The sequence below is a fragment of the Actinophytocola sp. genome (assembly GCF_036402745.1).
GTDB lineage: Bacteria > Actinomycetota > Actinomycetes > Mycobacteriales > Pseudonocardiaceae > Actinophytocola.
Genome location: NZ_DASWSJ010000094.1, coordinates 1 through 24,948 on the forward strand (window position 1 = coordinate 1; position 24,948 = coordinate 24,948).

9 protein-coding genes and 1 pseudogene are annotated in these 24,948 nt (G+C 73.2%); 2 read left to right on the forward strand and 8 right to left on the reverse strand.

Annotated elements, in window-relative coordinates; translation table 11 throughout:
* The 8 genes and pseudogenes from VGD70_RS09190 to VGD70_RS09225 form a co-directional block, all read right to left on the reverse strand.
* Positions 1-6,394, reverse strand: a pseudogene (locus tag VGD70_RS09190) (SDR family NAD(P)-dependent oxidoreductase); the annotation flags it as partial.
* 74 nt (positions 6,395-6,468) lie between these two features.
* On the reverse strand, positions 6,469-8,097 hold the full coding sequence (locus VGD70_RS09195) for a class I adenylate-forming enzyme family protein (protein WP_331080088.1): 1,629 nt from the start codon (positions 8,095-8,097) through the stop codon (positions 6,469-6,471).
* A gap of 141 nt (positions 8,098-8,238) precedes the next feature.
* Positions 8,239-9,447 carry a cytochrome P450 gene (locus tag VGD70_RS09200; RefSeq protein ID WP_331080090.1) on the reverse strand — a complete coding sequence of 403 codons (1,209 nt, stop codon included), beginning with the start codon at positions 9,445-9,447 and terminating at the stop codon, positions 8,239-8,241.
* 19 nt (positions 9,448-9,466) lie between these two features.
* Complete coding sequence (locus VGD70_RS09205; RefSeq protein WP_331080092.1) at positions 9,467-10,921, reverse strand: MFS transporter; 1,455 nt, start codon at positions 10,919-10,921, stop codon at positions 9,467-9,469.
* Between the two features lie 185 nt (positions 10,922-11,106).
* Positions 11,107-11,571 (reverse strand): ABA4-like family protein, encoded by a 465-nt coding sequence (locus tag VGD70_RS09210; RefSeq protein WP_331080094.1) that lies wholly within the window; start codon positions 11,569-11,571, stop codon positions 11,107-11,109.
* Positions 11,571-12,998 carry an ABA4-like family protein gene (locus VGD70_RS09215; protein WP_331080096.1) on the reverse strand — a complete coding sequence of 476 codons (1,428 nt, stop codon included), beginning with the start codon at positions 12,996-12,998 and terminating at the stop codon, positions 11,571-11,573. Before VGD70_RS09215 ends, VGD70_RS09210 begins: the two co-directional genes overlap by 1 nt.
* 202 nt (positions 12,999-13,200) lie before the next feature.
* A complete protein-coding gene (locus VGD70_RS09220; protein WP_331080097.1) occupies positions 13,201-13,995 on the reverse strand; it encodes a thioesterase II family protein in 795 nt (264 codons plus the stop codon).
* A gap of 83 nt (positions 13,996-14,078) precedes the next feature.
* Positions 14,079-14,267 (reverse strand): hypothetical protein, encoded by a 189-nt coding sequence (locus VGD70_RS09225; RefSeq protein WP_331080099.1) that lies wholly within the window; start codon positions 14,265-14,267, stop codon positions 14,079-14,081.
* 410 nt (positions 14,268-14,677) lie between these two features.
* Here VGD70_RS09225 and VGD70_RS09230 point away from each other — a divergent pair, with 410 nt between their 5' ends.
* Both VGD70_RS09230 and VGD70_RS09235 read left to right on the forward strand, forming a co-directional pair.
* Positions 14,678-15,472 carry an AfsR/SARP family transcriptional regulator gene (locus tag VGD70_RS09230; protein WP_331080101.1) on the forward strand — a complete coding sequence of 265 codons (795 nt, stop codon included), beginning with the start codon at positions 14,678-14,680 and terminating at the stop codon, positions 15,470-15,472.
* Positions 15,473-15,621: 149 nt separating this feature from the next.
* Positions 15,622-24,948: SDR family NAD(P)-dependent oxidoreductase (locus tag VGD70_RS09235; RefSeq protein WP_331080103.1), on the forward strand; the 9,327-nt coding region annotated here is incomplete at its 3' end.

The window sequence follows — 24,948 nt, forward strand, 5'->3', positions numbered from 1 at the left end:
CGGCCGAGGGCTCCGGCTCGGCCTCCGCCGGCGGCTCCTCGATGACGACGTGGGCGTTCGTGCCGCTGATCCCGAACGACGACACCCCGGCCCGGCGTGGATGACCGTTGGCCTCCCACGGCACCGGCGAGGCCAGCAGCCTGACCGCACCCGAGGTCCAGTCGACCTGCTGGGTCGGCTCGTCCACGTGCAACGTCGCGGGCAACGTGTTGTGCCGCAACGCCATGACCATCTTGATCACGCTGGCCGCACCGGCCGCGGCCTGGGTGTGGCCGATGTTCGACTTGATCGAGCCCAGCCACAGCGGCCGGTCCTCGGCGCGGTCCCGGCCGTAGGTGGCCAGCACCGCCTGTGCCTCGATGGGGTCGCCGAGCGCGGTGCCCGTGCCGTGCGCCTCCACGACGTCCACATCGGACGCGGTGACGCCGGCCGACGCCAGTGCCTGGCTGATCACCCGCTGCTGGGACGGCCCGTTCGGCGCGGTCAGCCCGTTGGACGCGCCGTCCTGGTTCACCGCCGAGCCGCGGACCACCGCGAGGATCGGGTGGCCGTTGCGCTTGGCGTCGGACAGCCGTTCCAGCACCAGGATGCCCGCGCCCTCGCCCCACACCGTGCCGTCGGCGCCGGCGCCGAACGCCTTGCACCGGCCGTCCGCGGCGAGGCCGCGCTGCCGGGAGAACTCGACGAAGGCGTCCGGGCTGGCCATCACGGTGACGCCGCCGGCGAGCGCGAGCGAGCACTCCCCCGTTCGCAGTGCCTGCGCGGCCAGGTGCATCGCCACCAGCGAGGACGAGCACGCGGTGTCCAGGGTGACCGCGGGTCCCTCGAGGCCGAGCGTGTAGGAGATCCGGCCGGAGGCGACGCTGGCCGCGATCCCCGTGCCCCAGAACCCTTCCACGCCCTCCGGCAGCCCGGCCAGGGTCGGCGCGTAGTCGCGGTACATCAGGCCGGCGAACACCCCGGTCCGGCTGCCCCGCAACGCGTGCGGGTCGATGCCGGCGCGCTCCAGCGCCTCCCAGGTGGTCTCCAGCAGCAGCCGCTGCTGCGGGTCCATGGCCAGCGCCTCGCGCCGGCTGATGCCGAAGAAGTCCGGGTCGAACCGGTCGGGGTCGTCGACGAACCCGCCGTGCCGCGTGTAGGACTTGCCGAGCGCGTCCGGGTCCGGGTCGAACAGGCCGGCCAGGTCCCAGCCGCGGTCCGCCGGGAACTCCGACACGCCGGAGCGGCCCGAGGCCACCAGGTCCCACAGCTCGTCCGGAGTGGACACACCACCCGGGAACCGGCAGCCCATGCCGACGATCGCCACCGGCTCGTCGGTCACCACAGCGGCGGCCGGCAGCGCCGCGGTGGCGAGCGGGCCGCCGGCCGGGGCCAGCTCAGTACGGAGGAGGTCGGCGACGGCGAGCGGGCTAGGGTGGTCGAACACGAGCGTGGCCGGCAGCCGCAGCCCGGTCGCGGTGTTCAGCCGGTTGCGCAGCTCGACCGCGGTCAGCGAGTCGAAGCCCAGCTCCTTGAACGCCTGCGCGCCGGTGACCGCGTCCGGCGAGCCGTGGCCGAGCACCGCGGCCACGTGCTCGCGCACCACGCCCAGCAGCAGGGCCTGCTGCTCGGGCTCACCCAGCCGGGCCAGCCGCTGGGCCAGCCCGTCGGAGCCACCCGCGGCGGCCGCCCGGCGGGCCGGTGCCCGGACCAGGCCCCGCAGCAGCGGCGGCACGTCGGCGCCGGACTTGCGCAGGCCGGCCAGGTCGAGCTTGACCGGTACCGCGAGTGCCCGGTCCGCCGCGCAGGCCGCGTCGAACAGCGCCAGACCGTCCTCAGTGGACAGCGCGCCGAAGCCGGTGCGCGACAGCCGCGCCAGGTCCGCCGCGTCGAGCTGGTCACGCATGCCGCTGGACCCCGCCCACAGGCCCCACGCGATCGAGACCGCGGGCAGACCGGTGGCCCGCCGGTGCTGGGCCAGCGCGTCGAGCACGGTGTTCGCGGCGGCGTAGTTGGCCTGCCCCGCGCTGCCGAACACGCCGGCCGCCGAGGAGAACAGCGCGAACAGCGCCACGTCCCCGGCCAGCTCGTGCAGGTTGACCGCGGCGTCCACCTTGGACCGCAGCACGGCCTCGACGCGGTCCGGGGTCAGCGACTCAAGCACGCCGTCGTCGAGCACACCGGCCGCGTGGACGACACCGGTCAGGTCCGGGACGGTGGCGAGGAGCGCGGCCAGCGCCTCGCGGTCGGCCGCGTCGCAGGCGGCGACGTCCACCGTTGCCCCCAGCGCCGTCAGCTCCTCGACCAGCTCGGCCGCGCCCGGTGCCGCCGGGCCGCGGCGGGAGACGAGCAGGAGGTGCCGCGCGCCGTGCTCGGTGACGAGGTGGCGGGCCAGCAGCGCGCCGAGGCCACCGGTGCCGCCCGTGATCAGCACGGTGCCGGCCGGGTCGAGCGCCGGGCCGCCGGTGCCCGCGGCCCGGGACAGCCGCGGCACGAACAGCTCACCGGCGCGGACCGCCACCTGCGGCTCACCCGAGCCGACCGCGGCGGCCAGCGCCTGCTCGTCGCTGTCGTCCGTGTCGTCGGTGTCGACCAGCACGAACCGGTCCGGGTGCTCCAGCTGCGCGGCCCGGACGAAGCCCCACACAGCCGCGGCGGCCACGTCCGGCACGTCCCCGGCCGGGTCGACGGCGGCCGCGCCGCGGGTGACGAGCGCCAGCTTCTCGCCGGTCTCCCGGTCGGCGGCGAGCCACTCCTGCAGCGTGGTCAGCGCCCAGGTCGCGGCGGTGCGGGCGGCATCGGGGAGCGCCTCTCCGGCCCGCGGTGCGACGGCCACCTCGGGCAGCCGGGCCGCGGGCTGCGCGGCGGCGGCCCGGACCCAGTCCAGTGTGTACAGCGAGTTCGGGGTGGTGGTGCCGGCCGCGGCGAGCTGCTCGGCGGAGACCGGGCGCAGCAGCAGCGACCCGATGGCGGCGACCGGCGCGCCGGCGTCGTCGAGCAGCGTGAGCGTCACGGTGTCCTGGCCGGCCGGTCCGATGTGGACCCGCAGCGAGGTGGCGCCGGTCGCGCTCAGCGACACGTCGGTCCAGCTGAACGGCAGGTTCACGGTCCCGGCGACGAAGTCCCCGAGGGCGACGGCGTGCAGGGCCGCGTCCAGCAGCGCCGGGTGCACGCCGAACCGGTCGGCCTCCGACCGGGCCTGCTCGGGCAGCGCGACCTCGGCGAACACCTCGTCGCCGGCCCGCCAGGCGGCCCGCAGGCCCTGGAACAGCGGCCCGTAGTCGTACCCGGACTCGGCCAGCGTGGCGTAGAACCCAGTCAGGTCAACGGCTTGCGCACCGGCCGGCGGCCACGCGAGGTCCGGCTGGGCGGCGGGCAGCGGGGTGGCCGGCAGCGGGGTGGCCGACAGCGTGCCGGAGGCGTGCCTGATCCACGGCTGGTCGTCCTCGTCGTCGGGCTGGGAGTAGATCGTCACGGCCCGGCGGTCGGTGTCGTCGGCGGGCGACACGATCACGTGCAGCCGGACCGCACCCTGCCCGGGCAGCGCCAGCGGGCTTTCCATGGTCAGGTCGTCGAGGTGCTCGCAGCCCGCCTCCAGCCCGGCCCGCAGCGCCAGCTCCACGAAGGCGGAGCCGGGCACCAGCACCACGCCACGCACGGCGTGGTCGGCGAGCCAGGGGTGCGAGTGCCGCGAGAGCCGGCCGGTCAGCGCGGTGCCGTCACCGTTGGCAAGCGTGAGCACCGCACCCAGCAGCGGGTGGCGGGCGGGGTTGAGCCCGGCGGCGCCGACGTCCGTGCCCGCGGTGGCCGGGACGAGCCAGTAGTTCTTGTGCTGGAAGGCGTAGGTGGGCAGCTCGACCCCGCGGCCACCGGGGAGCAGGGCAGCCCAGTCGACGTCGACGCCACGCACCCACGCGGTACCCACCGCGGTGGCCAGCGTGTGCACCTCGTCGCGGTCCTTGCGCAGGGTCGGCACGAAGACCACAGTGGACTCACCGGTCTGGCCCATCGCGCTGAGCACACCATCCGGACCCAACTCCACGAACGTCGTCACGCCCTGCTCGACCAACGTGCCCACAGCGTCGGCGAACCGGACCGCCTTCCGCACCTGACCGACCCAGTAGTCCGGGTCAGCGAAGTCCGCGACCTGACCTGTCACGGTGGACACCATCGGGATGGTCGGCTCGTGATAGGTCACACCCGCCGCGACCGCCCGGAACTCGGCGAGCATCGGCTCCATCAACGGCGAATGGAACGCGTGGGACACCCCGAGCTGCTTGGTCTTGCGTCCCTGCTCGGCGAACACCCCCGCGACCGCGAGCGCGGCGTCCTCCTCACCGGAGATCACCACGGAGTCGGGGCCGTTGATCGCGGCGATCCCGACCGTGTCGGTGAACAGCGGCAACACTTCGGCTTCGGTGGCCTGGACGGCGATCATGGCGCCGCCGGTGGGCAGGGCCTGCATCAACCGACCCCGCGCGGACACCACCTTGCACGCGTCCTCCAACGACCAGACACCAGCGACGTGTGCGGCGGCCAGCTCACCGATCGAATGCCCAGCCACCACATCCGGCCGGACACCCCACGACTCCAACAACCGGAACAACGCCACCTCGAACGCGAACAACGCCGGCTGCGTGTACCCCGTGTCGTCCAAGCCTTCACCGGACGCGATCACCTCACGCAACGACGGATCCAGGAACGCACACACCTCGTCAAAAGCCGCCGCGAACACCGGGAACGCCTCGCACAACGCCCGGCCCATACCAGCACGCTGCGCACCCTGACCCGTGAACAAGAACGCCAACCCACCCGCAACGACCGAACCCGACGCCACCTCCACACCGTCCACGAGCACCGCACGGTGGTCGAACCTCGCCCGCCCGGTCGCCAACGTGAACCCGACATCCAGCGGATCACTGTCCACAAGAGACCGCAATCGCTCGACCTGGCCGAGCACCGCCTCCGCGGACTTGGCCGACACCGGCCACGGGGCAACCGGAACCTCGGCCCGCGGCTCGGCGGCCTCAGCGGCCGGCGCCTCCTCGATGATGACATGCGCGTTCGTGCCGCTGATCCCGAACGAGGACACCCCGGCCCGGCGGGGGTGCTCGCCGGCCGGCCACGGCCGCGCTTCGGTGAGCAGCCGGACCGCACCGGTGTCCCAGTCCACCCGGGAGCTGGGGCTGTCGACGTTCACGGTGGGCGGGAGCTGCCCGGCACGCATCGCCAGCACCAGCTTCATCACGCCGGCCGCACCGGCCGCCGCCTGGGTGTGCCCCAGGTTGGACTTGATCGACCCCCGCCACAGCGGCCGGTCGGCCGACCGGCCCTGCCCGTACGTGGCGAGCAGCGCCTGGGCCTCGATGGGGTCGCCGAGCCGGGTGCCCGTGCCGTGCGCCTCCACGGCGTCCACATCGGACACCGCAAGGCCGGCCGACGCCAACGCTTGGGTGATCACCCGGCGCTGGGACGGCCCGTTCGGCGCGGTGAGCCCGTTGGACGCGCCGTCCTGGTTCACCGCGGAACCCCGCACCACGCCCAGGATCGGGTGGCCCAGCCGCACCGCGTCGGACAGCCGCTCCACCGCGAGCACCGCGGCGCCCTCACCCCAGCCGGTGCCGTCGGCGGCCTCGGCGAACGACTTGCACGTCCCGTCCGCGGACAGGCCGCCCTGGCGGGAGAACTCCACGAACGTGTCCGGCTTGGCCATCACGGTCGCGCCACCGGCCACCGCGAGGTCGCACTCCCCCGCCCGCAGCGCGTGCACCGCCAGGTGCAGCGCCACGAGCGAGGACGAGCACGCGGTGTCCAGCGTGACCGCGGGCCCCTCGAGACCGAGCAGGTAGGCGATCCGGCCGGACGCGACGCTCGCCGCGGTACCGGTGCCCCAGAAGCCTTCCGTGCCTTCCGGCAGCTCGGCGAGCGACGGGAGGTAGTCGTGGCACATCACGCCCACGAACACCCCCGTGCGGGACCCGCGCAGCGACTGCGGGTCGACGCCGCCGCGCTCCAGCGCCTCCCAGGAGGTCTCCAGCAGCAGCCGCTGCTGCGGGTCCATGGTGAGCGCCTCGCGCGGGCTGATCCCGAAGAACTCGGCGTCGAACGACCCGGCGTCGTGCAGGAACCCGCCGTGCCGGGTGTAGGACTTGCCCGCCACCTCCGGGTCCGGGTCGTACAGCCGGTCCACGTCCCAGCCGCGGTCGGTGGGGAACTCCGAGATCCCGGAACCGCCCGCGGCCACCAGCTCCCACAGCTGGTCCGGTGTGGACACCCCGCCGGGGAACCGGCAGCCCATGCCGACGATCGCGATGGGCTCCCGGGCCTTGCCCTCGACCTCGGTCAGGCGGCGGCGGGCCTCGCGCAGCTCGGCCGTCGCCCTTTTGAGGTAGGCCAGGTACTTCTCTTCGTCCGCCACGTCCGAACTCCTCGATCAGGATGCGTCAGGCTGGTTGTCGGCACCGCCCGCCGGACCGGCGGCGGGCCGGGTTACCGGGGGTCCGTCCTCGGGCTGCGCTCGACGGGCAGCACGGCGATCAGCTCGGCCGGGACGTCCAGCAGCGCCCGGCGGGCCAGCCGGCCGGCCCGGGCCCGCGGGATCTCGTCGACCCGGTACAGCTCGACCGGCACCTTGGCCGGCGACAGCCCGCGGCAGCAGGCGGCGAAGATCTCGTTCGGGTCGAGGCCCTCGGGTCCGGCCTGCAGGTAGGCCACCGGCACCTCGCCCATGGCGTCGTCCAGCTCGCCGATGACGACGGCCGCGGCCACCCCGCTCACGCCGAGCAGGACGGTCTCGATCTCGCGCGGGTTGATCAGCTCGGCGCCCCGGGTGATCACCTCGGCGATGCGGCCGGTGATGGTCAGGTAGCCGAGCTCGTCCCGCTTGGCCAGGTCGCCGGTGTGGTACCAGCCGTCGGTGACCGCGGGCGGGGCCGCCTCGGACTGGTTGTGGTAGCCGCCGGCCATCACGTTCGGCCCGCTGACCCAGATCTCGCCCTCCTGGCCGATACCGGCGTCCGTGCCGGTCCGCAGGTCGATCACCCGCACGCTGATGCCGGGAATCGGCAGGCCGCCCATGGCGTCCACCCGGCCGTCGGTCGGCCAGTTCACCGCGACCGGTCCGGTGGTCTCCGTGGTCATGTAGCTGTCGAGCAGCCGGACGCCGAACTTGTCGTCGAAGGCCTCCCGCAACGCGGGGACCCCCGTCGACCCGGCGACGAGGCAGGTCCGCAGGTCGGACTCGACGGTCTCCTGTCGCTCGGCCGCCCACAGCAGGTCGTGGTAGGTGCTGGGCATGCCGGCCAGGAAGGTGATCCGCTGCTCGACCAGGTCGGTCAGGAAGCCGGACCGCTGTGCGATCAGGTCGCCGAGGTCTGCGGCCGAGGCGTTGGCGATCCAGCCGGTCGCGCCCACCGTGACCACGCCGATCACGCCGACCTGCTGGGCGAGACCCTCGGCCAGCGGCAGCGGGCAGCACACCCGGTCGTCGGCGCCGAGGCCGAGGATCGGCGCGTAGCAGGCGGCGATCGCCCACATCACGTTGCGCTGACTGAACAGCACGCCGCGCGGCGACCCGGTGGTGCCCGCGGTGTAGGTCAGGAACGCCAGATCGTCCAGCCCGAGGTCGCTGTCGCCGGCGAACTCCGGCTCGGTCGTGGCGAGCGTGGAGTACACCGGCTCGGCGCGGTCCTGCGCCGTGGGCTCCCCGTCGTGGTCGACCAGGACGACGGTCAGGTCGGGGAAGTCCGCCAGCAGCCGGCGCACCTGGGCCAGGTTGGCCGGGTCGGTGAACACCGCCGCCGCCTTGCTGTCCGCCAGCAGGCTGGCGAGCTCGGCGTCCTCGAGTCCGGTGTGGACGGGTGCGCTGATCGCCCCGACGCGCAGCACGGCCAGGTAGGTCTCCACCGCCTCCACGCAGTCCTGCAGGTACAGCAGGACCCGGTCGGCCGGCTGGACACCCAGCCCGGCCAGGTGCCCGGCCACCCGCGCGGTCCGCCGGTCCAGCTCCGCCCACGTCACACTCCGCCGGGCGTCGGCGAACGCCGTCTTCTCCCCGACGGTCACGGCGTTCGCCCGCAGCAGCTCGGTCAGCGGCCGGATCAGCTCGGTTCGCAACATGTCATACCTCTCTTGTGTCAAGCGACTGCGGCCACGGGCTCGTGCGCCGGCCATGGCTCGATATTTCTCCGCTCGACCCCACGCCGCGGTAACCGCGCGCCTATTCCAGGCGCGGCCGTCTCCCGGTCGAGCCGACAGTTCCTAGGAAATGGTCACGGGCAGCGAGAGCGGCAGGCGGATGAGCGTCGACTCGCGCCACTGCAGCTCTTCCGCGGGCACCGCCAACCTCAGGTTCGGGAACCGCTGGAACAGCCGCTGCAGCGCGACGCCGTTCTCGATGCGGGCCAGCTCGGCGCCGGGGCAGGCGTGCGGTCCCCGGCCGAAGACCAGGTGCTTGTTCTCGCTCCGGTCGAAGTCCAGCTCGTTGGCGTCGGGGAACTTCCCCGGGTCGCGGTCGGCCGCGCCGATGGAGAGCAGCACCGTGTCGCCCGCGGAGATCCGCCGGCCGGCGATCTCCAGGTCCTCCCTGGCGAACCGGCGGAACCCGCGCTGCGTCGGGCTGTACATCCGGAACATCTCTTCCATCAGCTTGTGCAGCTCGTCGTCGTCCGCGTTCGCCAGCCGTGCGGCGTACTCAGGCCGCTGCATCAGCGCGATCGAGCTGCAGGACAGCATGCCCATCGTGCTGTCGTAGCCGGCCGCGAACATGATGATGGCGAAGTGGGACAGGTCCTCGGGGGGCAGCAGGTTTCCGTCGTCGTCCTTCACCTCGGCCCAGACCGAGAGCAGGTCGTCCACCGGGTTCGTGCGCCGCGCCACGAGCGCCCTGGCCATCGCCTCACCGATGCCCTGAGGGTTCACCAGCTTGCCGGAGAAGACCAGCTCGCCCCACTCCCTGATGTGCCCGCGCTCCTCCTCGGGCACGCCGATCAGGTCGCAGACCACGGTGATCGGCAGCGGCGCGCAGAACACGTCCATCAGGTCGACGACGGCGCCGTTCGCGCCCTTCACCTCGATGTCGTCGAGCAGCTCGTCCACCAGCTCGTGGATCTTCGGCTTGAGCAGCCGCATCCGCCTCGGCACGAAGCCGAAGTTCACCAGCCGCCGGGTCGCGGTGTGCTCGGGCGGGTCCTCCATCACCAGGCGGGACTGCGCCAGGCCCTCCGGGGGGAGCTGGTTGGTGTAGTCGGCGCCGGCGTACTTGCGCTGCCGGGCGAGCCGCTGGTCCCGCAGCGCGTCGTAGACCTCGGTGTACCCGGTCACGAGCCACACCGGAATCCCGTCGGGCAGGCAGACCCGGTGAATGGGGCCCTGCTCGTGGAACTGCGCGTAGGTGTCGAACGGTGCGTGCCAGTACTCCTCGTCGAACGGCATGTCGTTGCCGTGCACGGGGCACTTGTTGTCCGCCATTGTTCTCCTCCGAGTTGTCTCAGTCCGCCACCGGCACGGACTCGCGCTGTGCTGCGACCGGCGGGCGTTGCGGCTGTTTCGATGCGGACGTCCTGAGTCCGAAGAAGGCGACCACGATCGCGATCACCGTCAGGACCAGACAGAACGCGTAGACGTCCAGATAGGCCGACAGGGTCCGGGTGCCGCCGGCTCCGGTCGGCACGGTGCCCGACTGGAGGATGGTGGCCACGGCCGCGGCCCCGAGCGCGCCGCCGACCTGGCGGGCGGTGTTGTTCAGCGCGCTCACGCTGGCGAACTTCGTCGGCGGCGCGGACATCGCCCCGGCGGACATCGCGGCCATCAGCGTGGCGCCGATGCCGAACCCGACGAGCACGCTGCACGGCAGCCAGATCTCGAGGAAGGCGCTCTCCCTGGTGAGGAAGAGGAACAGGATGATCGGCACGAGCGCGTGGGCGGACATGCCGACGACCGCCGAGAACCGCGGCCCGCCGAACCGGCCCATCACCTTGCCCATCACCACGGCGCTGATGGCCGCGATCACCGCGCCGGGAGTCTGGGCGAGACCAGCCTCCAGCTCCGAGTAGCGCCAGATGTCGGTCAGGAACAGCACGCTGACCAGCAGCCAGGTGTACATGACCGTGCCGTACAGCAGGGCCACCAGGTTCGCCGAGGTGAACACCCGGTTGTTGCCGAACAGCGAGACCTCGATGGCCGGCGAGCGGTGCCGGGCCGACCGCAGCCCGGCGAGCACCAGGCACAGCAGGCCGACGGCCAGGCAGCCGAGCGTCCTGGCCGAGGTCCACGCCCAGCTCGTGCCGTTGGTGATGCCGACGGTGAGCCCGCCGATTCCCAGCACCAGCAGCGCCGTGCCGAGCACGTCGAGCAGCCCGCCGGTCACCGCACCCGGCCGGAGCACCCGCGCCCCGGCGACGATCAGCGCGATGCCGAGCGGAAGGTTGATGAGGAACACGGCATGCCAGCTGAAGGCCACGACCAGCAGGCCGCCGAGGCTCGGGCCGACCGCGGCGGCGACCGCGCCGGCGGCGCTCAGCAGCGAGATCGACATCATCCTGCGCTCGGCCGGGGTGTCCAGCAGCAGCACCGACAGCGACGCCGGCACCATGACGGCGGCGCCGATGCCCTGCACCGCGCGAGCCGCCACCAGCAGTGGCACGGTCGGCGCCAGCGCGCACAGCAGCGAGGCCACGGTGAACAGGGCGATCCCGCCGATCAGGATCCGCTTGCGCCCCAAGGTGTCCGCGAGCCGCCCGCTCGGCGCGAGCAGCGCGGCGAACAGCAGCGCGTAGGCGCCGACGACCAGGGACAGCTCGGGCAGGGAGGCCGCCGGGAAGTCCCGTTGCAGTGCCGGCACGGCGAGCATGGTGACCGTGGAGTCCAGCATGGCGAGGAAGTTCGCGCCGGACGCGGTCAGCACGACCACCCAGTACGAGGGCAGAGCACGTTCGGTGGACATGTTGTGCTACCCCTTACGATTTCGAGCTGGCACGACCAGGTCCCGATGGGTGTCAGTATGCCGGGGCGGGGTATCCGGCCAGTCGTCGTTCGTCAACGGTGGGGCCACCGCGCGGTAACCGGCCGATGGAGCGCGAACGCCACGCGGGCAGCTCAGCGCTGCTCGCGTGGCGTCGTCGTGCGTAGTCACACCGAGACGGTGGCCCGGGCCGCCGGCTCGGGCGCGCTCAGCCGACCGCGGCCCACGAAGTGCCGCAGGACGAGGTAGAGCGGCACCGCGATCGGCGACAGCATGATCGCCAGCACCAGGACCGGCGCCATCACCAGCGGGGAGATGCCGCGTTCCCTGCTGTCCAGCCACATCCAGCGTCCGACGAACAGGTCCCACGCGATGATCTGCGCCCACGTGAACGTCATCACCGCCGGGTCGGTCAGCAGCTCCTGCCACACGGGCAGCTGCGGCCGCGCCACCGCCGGCAACAGGTCGGCCATCCGCGGGATCGCGAACGGGAACCAGAACACCAGCGGCAGCGTCGCGCTCCACGGCGTGGACATGATCCGCCGCGTCCACCGCCATCGCGGCGCCACGATCATCAGCGTCCAGAACGGTGCCGCGCCGACGAAGAAGACCAGAGCAAAGACGAGATCCATCAGACCAGAGCCTCCTCACGGACCGGTGGCGCCGGCGGCGGCACGGGCTTCTTGCTGGTACGCAACGCCCACACCACTGCGACGACCGTCCCAGCGACCAACACACCCAGCGCACCGATGGTCAGCGCGTCCGGCTTCAGCAACGCCTGCCCGCGCAACGCCTGCCAGGTGGCCAGCGCGAGCAGGCCGAGGTAGGCGCTCGCGAACGTCCACACGAGACGGAGCCGGACCAGCTCGTCGCGCAACCTCGGCACCCTGGTCATCAGCAGACCGAGCCCCAGCGCGAACAGCGGAACCAGCTGCAGGCCGTGAATGCCGACGAAGTGCGGCACCCGCAGGTCACCACCGGTGGTGTTCCACCCGGTGACCGCCATACCCTGCCCACCGTCCGGCACCCCGACGCTGTGCGCGCCGATGAGCATCCTCGGCCGTTGGGCACGCTGCTCCGCGGAGCTCGTGACCATCAGGAAGGCGACCGCCATCCCGGCCACCGAGATCACCGAGCCGAGCCGCAGTGCCCACAACGCCGGACGGTCGGCGTGCCGCTCACGCATGAGCATGACCGCGCCGACCACGTTGGCCGCGAAGAGCACGCCGATGCTGGCCGCCATGATCGCCCACATCATCAGGTCGAAGGCGGTGGCGATGTTGAAGTGGCTGCGATGGCCGCGGACGGTCTGCAGGACCACGATCGCCAGCTCGATGAAGCAGACGATGGCGGTGATGTTGCCGATGATCACGCCCTGGCGCAGCCGCCGCCTCGGTAACGTCAGCATCCACGCCAGCATCAGCGCGTAGAGCCCGAAGGAGAGGGCGAACTTGGCCGGCTTGGCCCAGATCGGCGCGCCGACCAGGATCCGGTCGTCGAACACCAGGCCGATCAGGGAGACCACCTCGACCACCGCGGCGAACGCGGCGAACCACACCAGCTGGCGGTGCCAGCCGGACCGGACCGGCTCCGGCGCGAGCTTGGGCCCAGGGTTGGCCGGCAGCACCAGCTCCTCGTGGGGCTCGCGGCCGAGGACCTTGCGCAGGACCAGGTACAGCGGCACCGAGATCGGCGACAGCATGATCGTCAGCAGCACCAGCGGGCTCATGACCGCCGGCCGCATACCACGCGCCAGGCCGTCGCGGTACATCCAGCGCCCGACGAACAGGTCCCAGGCGATGATCTGCGCCCAGAAGAACGTGAGCACCGCCGGGTCGGTCACCAGGTCCTGCCACCCCGCCAGGGTCGGCTTCGCCACGGCCGGCAGCAGCTCACCCAGCCGGGGTATCGCGAACGCGAACCAGAACACCAGCGTCGGCGCCACGATCCACGGCGAGGACACGATCCGCTTGGTCCACCACCACTTCGGCGCGAAGATCATCAGCGTCCAGAACGGCGACGCGCCAACAAAGAAGACCAGAACAAAAGCTAACTTCATCTCACCAGTGCCTCCTCACGGACCGGTGCCGGCGCAGCCTTCCTGCTGACGCGCAACGCCCACACCACTGCGACCAGCGTCCAGCCAGCAACACACTGGACGCACCAACGGTCGGTAAGTCCGGTCGCACCACAGGGAAGTTGCGCCACAGCACGGACGCACCGCGAGAGAGCACGCGGTTCCTACGGGATTGCCTTGTCGGTCAGGCAGAGTTCCGCTCGACGGATACCGAATCGTCGCGCACGACCGCACCGGCCGGAATGGACCGGGTGTGCGCTCTGATTCTGTTCAGGATATCCGGAACGTGATCGTTCAGATAGAAGTGACCGCCCGGGAAGACGGCCAGCTCGAAATCGCCGTCGGTGTGCTCGCGCCAGGCGTCTGCCTCCTGGACGGTCACCTTCGGGTCACGGTCACTGACGAGCGCGACGATGGGACAGCTCAGCCGCGGACCCGGCCGGTGGGCATAGGTCTCCGCGGCGGTGTAGTCGCCGCGGATCGCCGGCAGGACCATGCGCAGCACGTCCTCGTCGTCGAGCAGGCCGGCGTCGGTGCCGCCCAGTTCCTTCATGGCGGAGATCAGGCCGGCGTCGTCCCGCAGGTGGGTCCGCTCGAGCCGGCTCCGGTGCGGCGCGGGCCGGCCGGAGGCGAACAAGGCGGTCGGTTTGACGCCGGCACGTTCGAGCCGCACCGCCACCTCGTACCCGAGCGTGGCGCCGAGGCTGTGGCCGAACAGGGTGATCGGCCGGCCGGTCAGCGGCTCGATCGCCGCGACCAGCCGGTCGGCCAGCTCGTGGACCGAGCTGACGCACGGCTCCTTGAGCCGGTCCTGGCGGCCGGGGTACTGCACGGCCAGCACGTCGATCTCGGGCGACAGCGCCCGGGACACACCGAAGAAGTAGCTCGCGGAGCCGCCGGCGTGCGAGAGGCACAGCAACTGGGTCGCGGCGCCGTCAGCCGGGTGGAACCGCCGCACCCACAGGTCGGTGTCCGTCATCTCGTCTCTCCACGTGCTTGCTGGCCGAATGGATGGCACCACCGCCGACGCGCGGTCCCGCACCGGCGGTGGGCCCGCCTGTGTCAGGACGCGACGTGGACGTCGCTCGCCGGCGAGCGGCCGTCGCACCAGCTGATGGTAGTGGGCGCGACAGCGGCGATACCGCCGTTGGTCCAGCTGTCCAGGACGTCGATGCTGATGTTGCCGTGGGACGAGGCCTCGGCACCGTTGAAAAAGAGGGAGGAGAGAATCTCGCGGGTGGTGGTAGTCATTGGAGACTCCTTGGTGAGTTCGCTTGCGATGGTGGGGAGCAAACGTTCGTCTCAAATCTGCGCTTCCGGGGGCCATGGCGACAAGGTCCCCACTCACCGTTCCCCGAGGGTTCTCTCATTCGCGGTCCGTGAATAGTTCACACTCACGTTCCGTAGCCAGCCGACCACGTCGCGTGTCCATCATGCTGGTGAATGCCGCCGTCGGCACCCGACTCCCCTCGCCGGGGCGGCCCGGACAACCTGCCGCGCGCCCGTCGTCCATTGTTCCCGATGCCGCTCGTGAATCGCTCATTCCGCCGGTATGAATTGTGTCGCGATACGCGAAAGTTACTCGGAAATGACTCGGGATGGGACTATTAATAGGGCCGACACCGCGGCTCGGACGCATTTCCAGACTCGGAGTGATACCCATGAAGTTTTCTGTTCTTGGGAGTATCGAGGTCATCGCAGGGGACACCCGGCTCGAGCTGGGTGGCGTCAAGCAGCGGGCGATTCTCGGCTACCTCGTGCTCCACGCCAACAAGGTGGTACCCACCAGCCAGATCCTCGAGGCGATGTGGGACGGCATCCCGCCGCCCACCGCCCGCAAGATGGTCCAGAACGCCGTGTCCGGGATCCGCCGGATCCTCGCCGGCAGCGGCGATGCCACCGACGACGCGGCAGGCGCGCCGTCGCTGCGCACGCACCCGCCGGGCTACCAGCTGCGGACGAGCACCGAGGACGTCGACCTGTACCAGTTCCGCCGGCTCGCGCGGGAGGGCCGCCAGGAGATCGCCGACGGCGCGCCGGAGCGCGGCGTCGAGCTGCTGCGCGAGGCGCTGGCGCTGTGGCGCGGGCGGGCCCTCGCCGACCTGGTCGAGGCCGGCATCGACTGGTCCGAGCTCGCGGCCGTCGAGGACGAGCGACTGTCCACCTTGGAGGATCGGCTCGACGCGGAGCTGGCCTGCGGGCGGCACCGGGAGATCACGCCCGAGCTCGAGGTGCTCACCGGGACCGAGCCGCTGCGGGAGCGGCTGTGCCAGCAGTTCATGCTCGCGCTGTACCGCTCCGGCCGCCAAGCTGACGCGCTGCGGGTCTACCGCCGCACCCGCGAGGCCCTCGTCAACAGCCTCGGGCTCGAGCCGGGCCGCGGGCTCCAGGAGCTCCAGCAGCGGATTCTCGAGCACGACGCGACGATCCAGGTCTCGGTCGTCGCCGGTCACTGACGCCGCGGCGCGGTGCCCGCGGGGCCCGCACCAGCGTGGCGCTGCTCGCCGGTTACCCGGCGGTGGACCACCCGAGGGCAGCATGGGCATGCCTGGTCGGCCACACCCGGTTCCATATCGGTCGTCGTTCCCCAAGAGGTGCTTACAACATGCCGCGTACCGACCTGCTCCGGCCGTTACCCGAGCTGCTTCGCTCCAACGCCCGCCGGTTCGCCGCGCGGGTCGCGTTCGCCGACGCCCGGCGCAGCGTGACCCACGCCGGGCTCGCCGAACGGACCGCACGGATCGCGGGGCACCTCGCGGATCTCGGGGTGTGGCCGTCCGACCGCGTCGCCGTCTTCCTCGACGGCGTGACCGCGGTGGAGAGCATCCTGGCGATCACCAGGGCCGGCGCGGTCGCGGTGCCGCTCGACCCGGCGCTCGACGCCGCCGAGCTGGCCCGCCTGGTCGAGGACAGCGGCGCCGACACGGTGATCACCGACGCCGCCCGCCTCCCGCTGGTCACCGGGCTCGAGCCGGCGCCGCTCAACGTCATCGTCAGCGGCCCCGCGGGCGACGTCGACGCCGTGTCGTTCGAGGAGCTGGCGACGACCGAGCCGGGCGCACCGGCCAGGGACGACCTCGGCCTGGACGAGCTGGCCTTCCTGGTCTACACGGCGGGCACGACCGGCCCGCGCAAGGGCGTCCTGTCCACCCAGCGCAACGCGCTGTGGTCGGCCGCCGCCGCGTACGCGCCGGTCCTGGGACTGTCCGATGCGGACCGTCTACTGTGGCCACTCGCGGTGCACGACGGGCTCGCGCACCACCTCTGCGTCCTGGCCGCGACCGCGGTCGGCGCCTCCGTGCGGCTCGCCGGCAACCTGTCGGCGGACCGGCTGCGGGCGGTGCTCGCCGACGAGCGGAGCACGATCGTCGCCGGGACCCCCGCGGTCCTCGGCACGCTGCTGGCCGCCGACGCCCCCGACCTGCGCGCCGGGCTCGCCGTCGGCGCGGCATCCGACGCGGCCCTGCGGGAGTCGTTCGCGGACGCGTTCTCCGCCCCGCTGCTGGACGTCTACGTGACCACGGAGACCTGCGGCCCGGTCGCGATGAGCTGGCCCCGCGGCGGCCGTGACCACAACCATGACCACGACCACGACCATGACCTGCGCTGCCTGCCCGTGCCGGGGTTGAGCGTGCGCATCGTCGACCCGCTGACCGGCACCGACATGGGCACCGGCCAGGAGGGCGAGCTGTGGGTCAGCGGGCCCAACGTGATGGCCGGCGGCTACCACAACCTCCCCGACACGACCGCCTCCGTGCTGCGCAACGGCTGGTACCGCACCGGTGACCTGGCCCGCCGCGACGAGTCCGGCTACCTCACGGTCACCGGCCGGCTCGCCGACGTCATCGTGGTCGGCGACGAGCAGGTGCGCCCGGAGCGGGTCGAGGCGGTGCTGCGCGCGGTCGACGGGGTGCTCGACGCCGCGGTCGCCGGCCGGCCCGACGACGAGCTCGGCGCGACCGCCGTCGCGTTCGTGGTGGCCCCCGACGCCGAGCCGGCGACCCTGCTGGCCGCCTGCCGGGAACGGCTGGGCGCGGCCGCGGTGCCGGTCGAGGTGTACGCGGTGCCCGCGATCCCGCGCACGGCGGCCGGGGCGGTCATCCGGCACCGGCTGCTCGACGCGCCGGCCCGGCTGCTCGCGACCGCCGCCACCGTCCACGACGAACTGTTCGAGCTGGGCTGGGAGCCGGTGCCGCACTCGGTCGACGGCGAGCCGGGCGACTGGGTCCTCGTCGGCCCCGGCGCATCGGGGACCGACCTAAAGTCCTTTGTGGACGTATATCCCGACCTGGCCGCGCTGCTCGCCGCCGTCGGCGACGGCAGGCCCGCCCCGGACGTCGCCTGCGTCGGACTCGACACCACGGGCGCGCTGCCCGAGCAGCTGACCTCCTGCCTCGCCGACGAGCGGCTCGCGGTCACCCGGCTGGTCCTGCTGACCAGGGGCGCCGTCCACGCCGGCGGCTACGCACCCGAGCCGGCACTGGGCGCCGCGTGGGCCCGCGCCCGGGAGCTCCAGAAGCGGCAGCCCTGCCGGGTCGTCCTCGTCGACGCCGACGTGGTGACCGAACCCACCGTGCGCGGCGCCGTCGCGTCCGGGCACGCCGAGGTGGCCATCCGGTCGGAAACCCTGCTGCGGCCCCGGTTCACGGCCGTCCACACAGTACCTTCAGGCCCGGCTATCGGAGGCACGGTGGTGCTGGTCGGCGCGGAGCCCGACCCGGCGCTGGTGCGCCACCTGACGCGGGCGCACGGCGCGGTCGTCGTCACCGCCGCGGACGCCGAGGCGCTGGCCGCGACGTTCGACGAGCGCGACGACGTCACGGCCGTGGTGTGTGTCGAGCCGGCGCCGGACGTGGCGCAGGCGGCGCACGAGCGCACGCTCGGCGAGAACCTGGCCGCCTTCGTGCTGCTGTCCACAGGGGACAACCCGGCGACCGCGTTCGCCGACGCGCTGGCCCGCCACCGGCAGGTGCTCGACCTGCCGGCGGTGTCGGTGACGTGGGCGCGGGCGGGCTTCGCCGAGCTGGCGGCCGCGCGGCGCCCGGCCATGTTCGACGCGGCGGTGGCCGGCGGCTCGCCGTGCGTGGTCGCCGCGCGCCGGAGCCAGCCGGCCGACGGGCCGACGCACCCGGGCACCGAGGCCACGCTGGCCGCGCTGCGCGAGCGCGTGCTGGCCACGCCGGAGGCCGACCGCGCGCGGGTCGTGCTGGACCTGGTGCACGCCGAGACGGTCGCGGTCCTCGACGGCGACGCGCCGCCGTCGCTGGACGCCGAGACGCCGTTCCGGCAGCTGGGCTTCGACTCGCTGACCGCCGTGCAGTTGCGGGCCCGGCTCTCCGCGGCCACCGGCCTCGACCTGCCGGCCACCCTGATCTTCGACTACCCCACGCCGGACACGCTGGTCGAGCACCTGCTGCGGGAGCTGGGCGCGGGCGCGGCGACCGAGGCGGCGACCGTCACGTCGGTCGCGCCGCGGCTCGACGAGCCCATCGCGATCGTCGGGATGGGGTGCCGCTACCCCGGCGGCGTGACCTCGCCGGAGGACCTGTGGCGGCTCGTGGTCGACGGCGTGGACGCGGTGACCGAGTTCCCGACCAACCGCGGCTGGGACCTCACCGCGCTGTTCGACGGCGACGGCCCGGGCACGATCAGCGCGAACGCGGGCGGGTTCCTGCACGACGCCGCGGACTTCGACGCCGAGTTCTTCGGCATCAGCCCGCGCGAGGCGCTGGCCATGGACCCGCAGCAGCGGCTGCTGCTGGAGACCTCGTGGGAGGCGCTCGAGCGCGCCGGCATCGATCCGACCACGTTGCGGGGCAGCGACACCGGCGTGTTCGCCGGGCTGCCGGTGCAACACTACGGCCGCGGCGGGCACACCGAGGAGGACGGCGTCGACGGCTTCCTCATCACCGGCATCGCCAGCAGCGTCGCGTCCGGCCGGATCGCCTACGCGCTCGGGCTGGAAGGCCCGGCGATGACCGTCGACACGGCGTGCTCGTCCTCGCTGGTGGCGCTGCACCTCGCCGTGCAGGCGCTGCGCTCCGGCGAGTGCGCGATGGCGCTGGCCGGTGGCGTGACCGTGATGTCCGGACCGGAGACGTTCACCGAGTTCTCCCGGCAGAACGGCCTGTCCCCCGACGGCCGGTGCAAGGCGTTCGCCGAGTCCGCCGACGGCACCGGCTGGGCCGAGGGCGCCGGCATGCTGGTCGTGGAGCGGCTGTCCGACGCGCGACGCAACGGGCACCCGGTGCTGGCCGTCCTGCGCGGCACCGCGATCAACCAGGACGGCGCGTCCAACGGGCTCACCGCCCCCAACGGTCCTTCCCAGCAGCGGGTCATCCGGCAGGCACTGGCCAACGCCGGGCTCACCGCGTCCGATGTGGACGCCGTGGAGGCACACGGCACCGGCACGATGCTGGGTGACCCCATCGAGGCGCAGGCCCTGCTCGCGACCTACGGGCAGGAGCGCGACCGTCCACTGTGGCTCGGCTCGCTGAAGTCCAACATCGGCCACGCCCAGGCCGCCGCCGGCGTCGGCGGCGTCATCAAGATGGTGGCGGCGCTGCGCAACGAGCTGCTGCCGCGGACCCTGCACGTCGACGAGCCGACCACGAAGGTGAACTGGTCGGCCGGCGCGATGACCCTGCTGACGGAGCCGGCCGCGTGGCCGGCCGGCGAGCGGACCCGCCGCGCGGGCGTGTCGTCGTTCGGGATGAGCGGCACCAACGCACACGTGATCATCGAGGAAGCTCCTGCCAGCGTGCCGGCCGCGCCCGCCGCCGAGCCCGCGGTAGTCCCCTGGGTGCTGTCCGGCAAGACCGAGCAGGCGTTGCGCGACCAGGCCGCCCGGCTGCGGTCCTTTGTGGAGATCCGGCCGGAGCTGCGGCCAGCGGAGGTCGGCCGGTCGCTGCTGGAGACCCGGGCGCTCTTCGACCACCGGGCCGTGGTGACGGGCGCGGACCGCGACGAGCTGCTGGCGGCGCTCGCCACCATCGACGGCGCGGTCACCGCGTCCGACGGCCGGCTCGCGTTCCTGTGCACGGGCCAGGGTTCGCAGCGGCTGGGCATGGGCGCCCGGCTCGCGGCCGCCTTCCCGGTGTTCGCGGCCGCCTTCGCCGAGGTGTGCGCGGCGCTGGACCCGCACCTGGCGCGCCCCCTGGCCGAGGTGCTGGACACGGAAGCCTTGCACGACACCGAGTTCACCCAGCCGGCCCTGTTCGCCGTCGAGGTCGCCCTGTTCCGCCTCCTGGCGTCCTGGGGCGTGCGCCCCGACTTCGTGGCCGGCCACTCGATCGGCGAGCTGGCCGCCGCACACGTCGCCGGCGTCTGGTCCCTCGACGACGCGGCGACGCTCGTGGCCGCGCGCGGCCGGCTGATGCAGGCGCTGCCCCGCGGTGGGGCGATGGTCGCCGTCCAGGCCACCGAGGACGAGGTCACCCCGCTGCTGTCCGACACCGTGGCCATCGCCGCGGTCAACGGACCCACCTCGATCGTCATCTCCGGCGCGGAGGACGCGACCCTCGCGGTCGCCGACGAGCTGCGTGCGCGGGGCAGGAAAGTCAAGCGGCTCACCGTGTCCCACGCCTTCCACTCGCCGCTCATGGACCCCATGCTCGACGAGTTCCGGGCGGTCGCCGAGGCGGTCACGCACCACCCACCGGCCATCCCGCTGATCTCCACGGTCACCGGGCAGCTCGCCGACCTCACCCCCGGCTACTGGGTGAACCAGGTCCGCAACGCCGTCCGGTTCGCCGACGCGGTCACCACCCTCACCGCCCGAGGTGTGCGGACGTTCGTGGAGCTCGGCCCGGACGCGGTGCTGTCCGCGATGGCACCGGACGACGCGACCGTCGTCCCGCTGCTGCGCGCGAACCGCGACGAGGCGCGGACCGCCGCCCAGGCCTTCGGCCGGCTGGCCGCCGCAGGCTCCACTGTGGACACGTCGGCGTTCTTCGCCGGCGCCGGGCTGGTCGAGCTGCCCACCTACGCCTTCCAGCGGCGGTCGTACTGGCTGCGTCCGGCCGACGCCGGTGACCTGAGCGCGGCGGGTCTCACCTCGACCGGCCACCCGCTGCTCGGGGCGATGCTGGGGGTCGCCGACTCCGACCGGCTCGTGCTGACCTGGCGGCTGTCGCTGCAGGCACAGCCGTGGCTCGCCGACCACGCCGTGCTCGACACGGTGCTGATGCCCGGCACCGCGTTCGTCGAGCTGGCCGGCCGCGCGGCCGAGTACACCGGCGACTCCACCATCGAGGAGCTGACGCTGCGGGCCCCGCTGGCGCTCACCGGCGAGCACGCGGTGGACCTGCAGGTGTGGACCGGGCGGCCCGACGACCAGGGCCGGCGCACGGTCGAGGTGTACTCCCGGCCGGCGGACGCCGACGGCGAGTGGACCTGCCACGCGGCCGGCATGCTGGCCGACGACCCGGCCGTGCCTTCGTCCATTCAGGACAGCGAGTGGCCGCCGGCCGGTGCGGAACCCGCCGCGGTGGGCGACTTCTACGACTGGCTGCTGGCCCGCGGCTTCTCCTACGGCCCGGCGTTCCAGGGCGTGCAGGACATCTGGCGCCGGGGTGCGGAGCTGTTCGCCCTGGTGACCTTGCGCGAGGAGGAGCAGGCCGGCGCCGCGCGGTTCGGCGTGCACCCGGCGCTGCTCGACGCGGCGATGCACCCGATGGTGCTGCACCTCGACGCCGGGGCGGAGCAGGGCCAGGCGTGGTTGCCGTTCTCCTGGCGCGGCGTGCGGCTGCACCGGACCGGGGCCACCACCCTGCGGGTGCACCTCACCCCCGACGGCACGAGCTCGGTCCGGGTCAGCGCGTCGGACGGCGAGGGCAACCCGGTGCTCGACGCCGAGTCGGTCGCGGTGCGACCGGTCTCGACGGACCAGCTCGGCGGCGCCGGCACGCCGGCTGCCGCGCTGTACACCACGGACTGGGTCACCGTGCCCACGCCGACCGACCGGGACATCACGGGCACCGACGTGTTCACGGTGGAGCCTGGTGACACGGCCGAGGCGGTGCGGGCGTCCGTGCACCGCACGCTCGCCGCGCTGCAGGAGTCGCTCACCGGCGCCGACCGCCTGGCCGTGGTCACCCGGCGCGGGGACCTCGCGGGGGCGGCGGTGTGGGGTCTGGTCCGCTCCGCGCAGACCGAGCACCCGGACCGGTTCACGCTCGTGGAGACCGACGGTGACGATCTCGTCGACGCGGCGATCGCGTCCGGCGAAGCCCAGGTCGCGATCCGCGGCGACGCACTGGCGGTGCCGCGGCTCACCAGGCACGAACCGTCTACTTCGGACCGCCGGCTGTTCGACCCGGCCGGCACCGTGCTGATCACCGGCGGCACCGGCACGCTCAGCGCCGCCCTCGCCCGCCACCTCATCGCCGAACACGGCGCGCGGCACCTGGTGCTCACCTCCCGCCGCGGCCCCCAAGCCCCTGGTGCCACCGAACTGCAGACGGAGCTGACCGAACTCGGTGCACAGGTGGAGATCGCCGCCTGCGACGCCGCCGACCGCGACGCGCTGGCCGAGCTGCTCGCGACGATCCCGGACCTGACCGGCGTGATCCACGCGGCCGGCGTGCTCGACGACGGCATCCTCGAGTCGCTCACCGAGGAGCGGGTCGACGCCGTGCTGCGGCCCAAGGTCGACGCCGCACTGAACCTGCACGAGCTGGCCGGCAGCGTCGACACCGTCGAGCTGTTCGTCCTCTTCTCCTCCGTCGCGAGCATCCTCGGCACCGCGGGCCAGGCCAACTACGCGGCCGCCAACAGCTTCCTCGACGGCCTCGCCGCGCACCGGCACGCCCAGGGCCGGCCGGCGACCGCGCTGTCGTGGGGCCTGTGGGCGCAGGACAGCGCGATGACGAAGAACCTCACCGAGGCCGACCGCGCCCGCCTCAACCGCAGCGGCGTCCTCCCCCACACCGTCACCGACGGGCTCGCCCTCTTCGACATCGCCTGCCGCACGAGCGAGCCGCACCTCGTCCCGGTCACGCTGGACCAGGCCGCCCTGCGCACCGCGACGAACGCGCCGCCGCCACTGCACGGGCTGGCGAGGACCCCGCGCAAGCGGGCCACGACCAGCCGGCCCACCGCGTCCGCGCTGGCGGGCCGGCTCGCCGGCCGGCCGGCGGACGAGCGGCGCCAGCACCTGCTGGAGATCGTGCGCGCGCAGGTCGCGGCCGTGCTCGCGCTGCCGGACCCGGACGCGGTGACCGCGACCAACGCGTTCAAGCAGCTGGGCTTCGACTCGCTGACCGCGGTCGAGCTGCGCAACCGGCTCAACACCGCCACCGGCCTGCGGCTGCCCGCCACGCTCACGTTCGACTACCCCACCCCGGACGCACTCGTCGCGTACCTGCTCACCGAGCTGGGTGACCAGCAGGAGGAGGAGACCCGCCCGGTCGTCACCGCGGCGCGGCCGGCCGACGAGCCGATCGCGATCGTGGGCATGGCCTGCCGTTACCCGGGCGGGGTGTCCACACCGGACGAGCTGTGGCAGATGCTGTCGGCGGGGGTCGACGGGGTGACCGGGTTCCCGACCGACCGCGGCTGGAACCTCGGCACGCTGTTCGACCCGGACCCCGACACCCCGGGCACGAGCTACGTCAGCCAGGGCGGGTTCCTGTTGGACGCCGCCGAGTTCGACGCGGAGTTCTTCGGGATCAGCCCGCGCGAGGCGCTGGCGATGGACCCGCAGCAGCGGGTGTTCCTCGAGACCTGCTGGGAGTCGCTGGAGAGCGCCGGCCTGGACCCGGCCACGCTGCGCGGCTCGGCCACCGGCGTGTTCACCGGCCTGATGACGCACGACTACGCCGCCCGCTCGAGCGCGGTGCCCGACGGGGTCGAAGGTTTCTGGGGCACCGGCACCGCCGGCAGCGTCGCCTCCGGCCGGGTCGCCTACACGCTCGGCTTCGAGGGCCCCGCGGTGACGATCGACACCGCGTGCTCGTCGTCGCTGGTGTCGCTGCACCTCGCGGCGCAGGCGCTGCGGTCCGGCGAGTGCTCGCTCGCCCTCGCCGGCGGGGTCACCGTGATGGCCACGCCGGGGCTGTACGTCGAGTTCTCGCGGCAGCGCGGGCTCGCCAAGGACGGCCGGTGCAAGGCGTTCTCGGCGTCGGCCGACGGCACCGCGTGGGCCGAGGGGGTCGGCGTGCTGGTCGTGGAGCGGCTGTCGGACGCGCGGCGCAACGGGCACCCGGTGCTCGCGCTCCTGCGTGGCTCCGCGGTCAACCAGGACGGCGCGTCCAACGGGCTCACCGCCCCCAACGGCCCCTCCCAGCAGCGGGTGATCCGCACGGCGCTCGGCAGCTCCGGGCTCACTCCGTCCGATGTGGACGCCGTGGAGGCGCACGGCACCGGCACCACGCTGGGCGACCCCATCGAGGCGCAGGCCCTGCTCGCCACCTACGGCCAGGACCGCGACCGCCCGCTGTGGCTCGGCTCGCTGAAGTCCAACATCGGCCACACCCAGGCCGCCGCCGGCGTCGGCGGGGTCATCAAGATGGTGCTGGCCATGCGGCACGGCGTGCTGCCCAGGACGCTGCACATCGACGAGCCGAGCCCGAAGGTGGACTGGTCGGCCGGCGCGGTCGAGCTACTCACCGAGCCCGTCCCGTGGGAGCCGAACGGCCGCCCGCGCCGGGCCGGGGTGTCGTCGTTCGGGGTGAGCGGCACCAACGCACACGTGATCATCGAGGAGGCCCCGGCCACTCCGGCTCCGGAGCCCGCCGCCGAACCCGCGGTGGTGCCGTGGGTGCTCTCGGCCAGGTCCGAGCAGGCGCTGCGGGACCAGGCCACCCGGCTGAAGTCCTTTGTGGAGAGCCAGCCGGAGCTGCGGCCGGTGGACGTCGGCCGTTCGCTGGCGACCGCGCGGGTCGGGTTCGACCACCGCGCGGTCGTCTCCGGCGCCGAGCGCGACGAACTG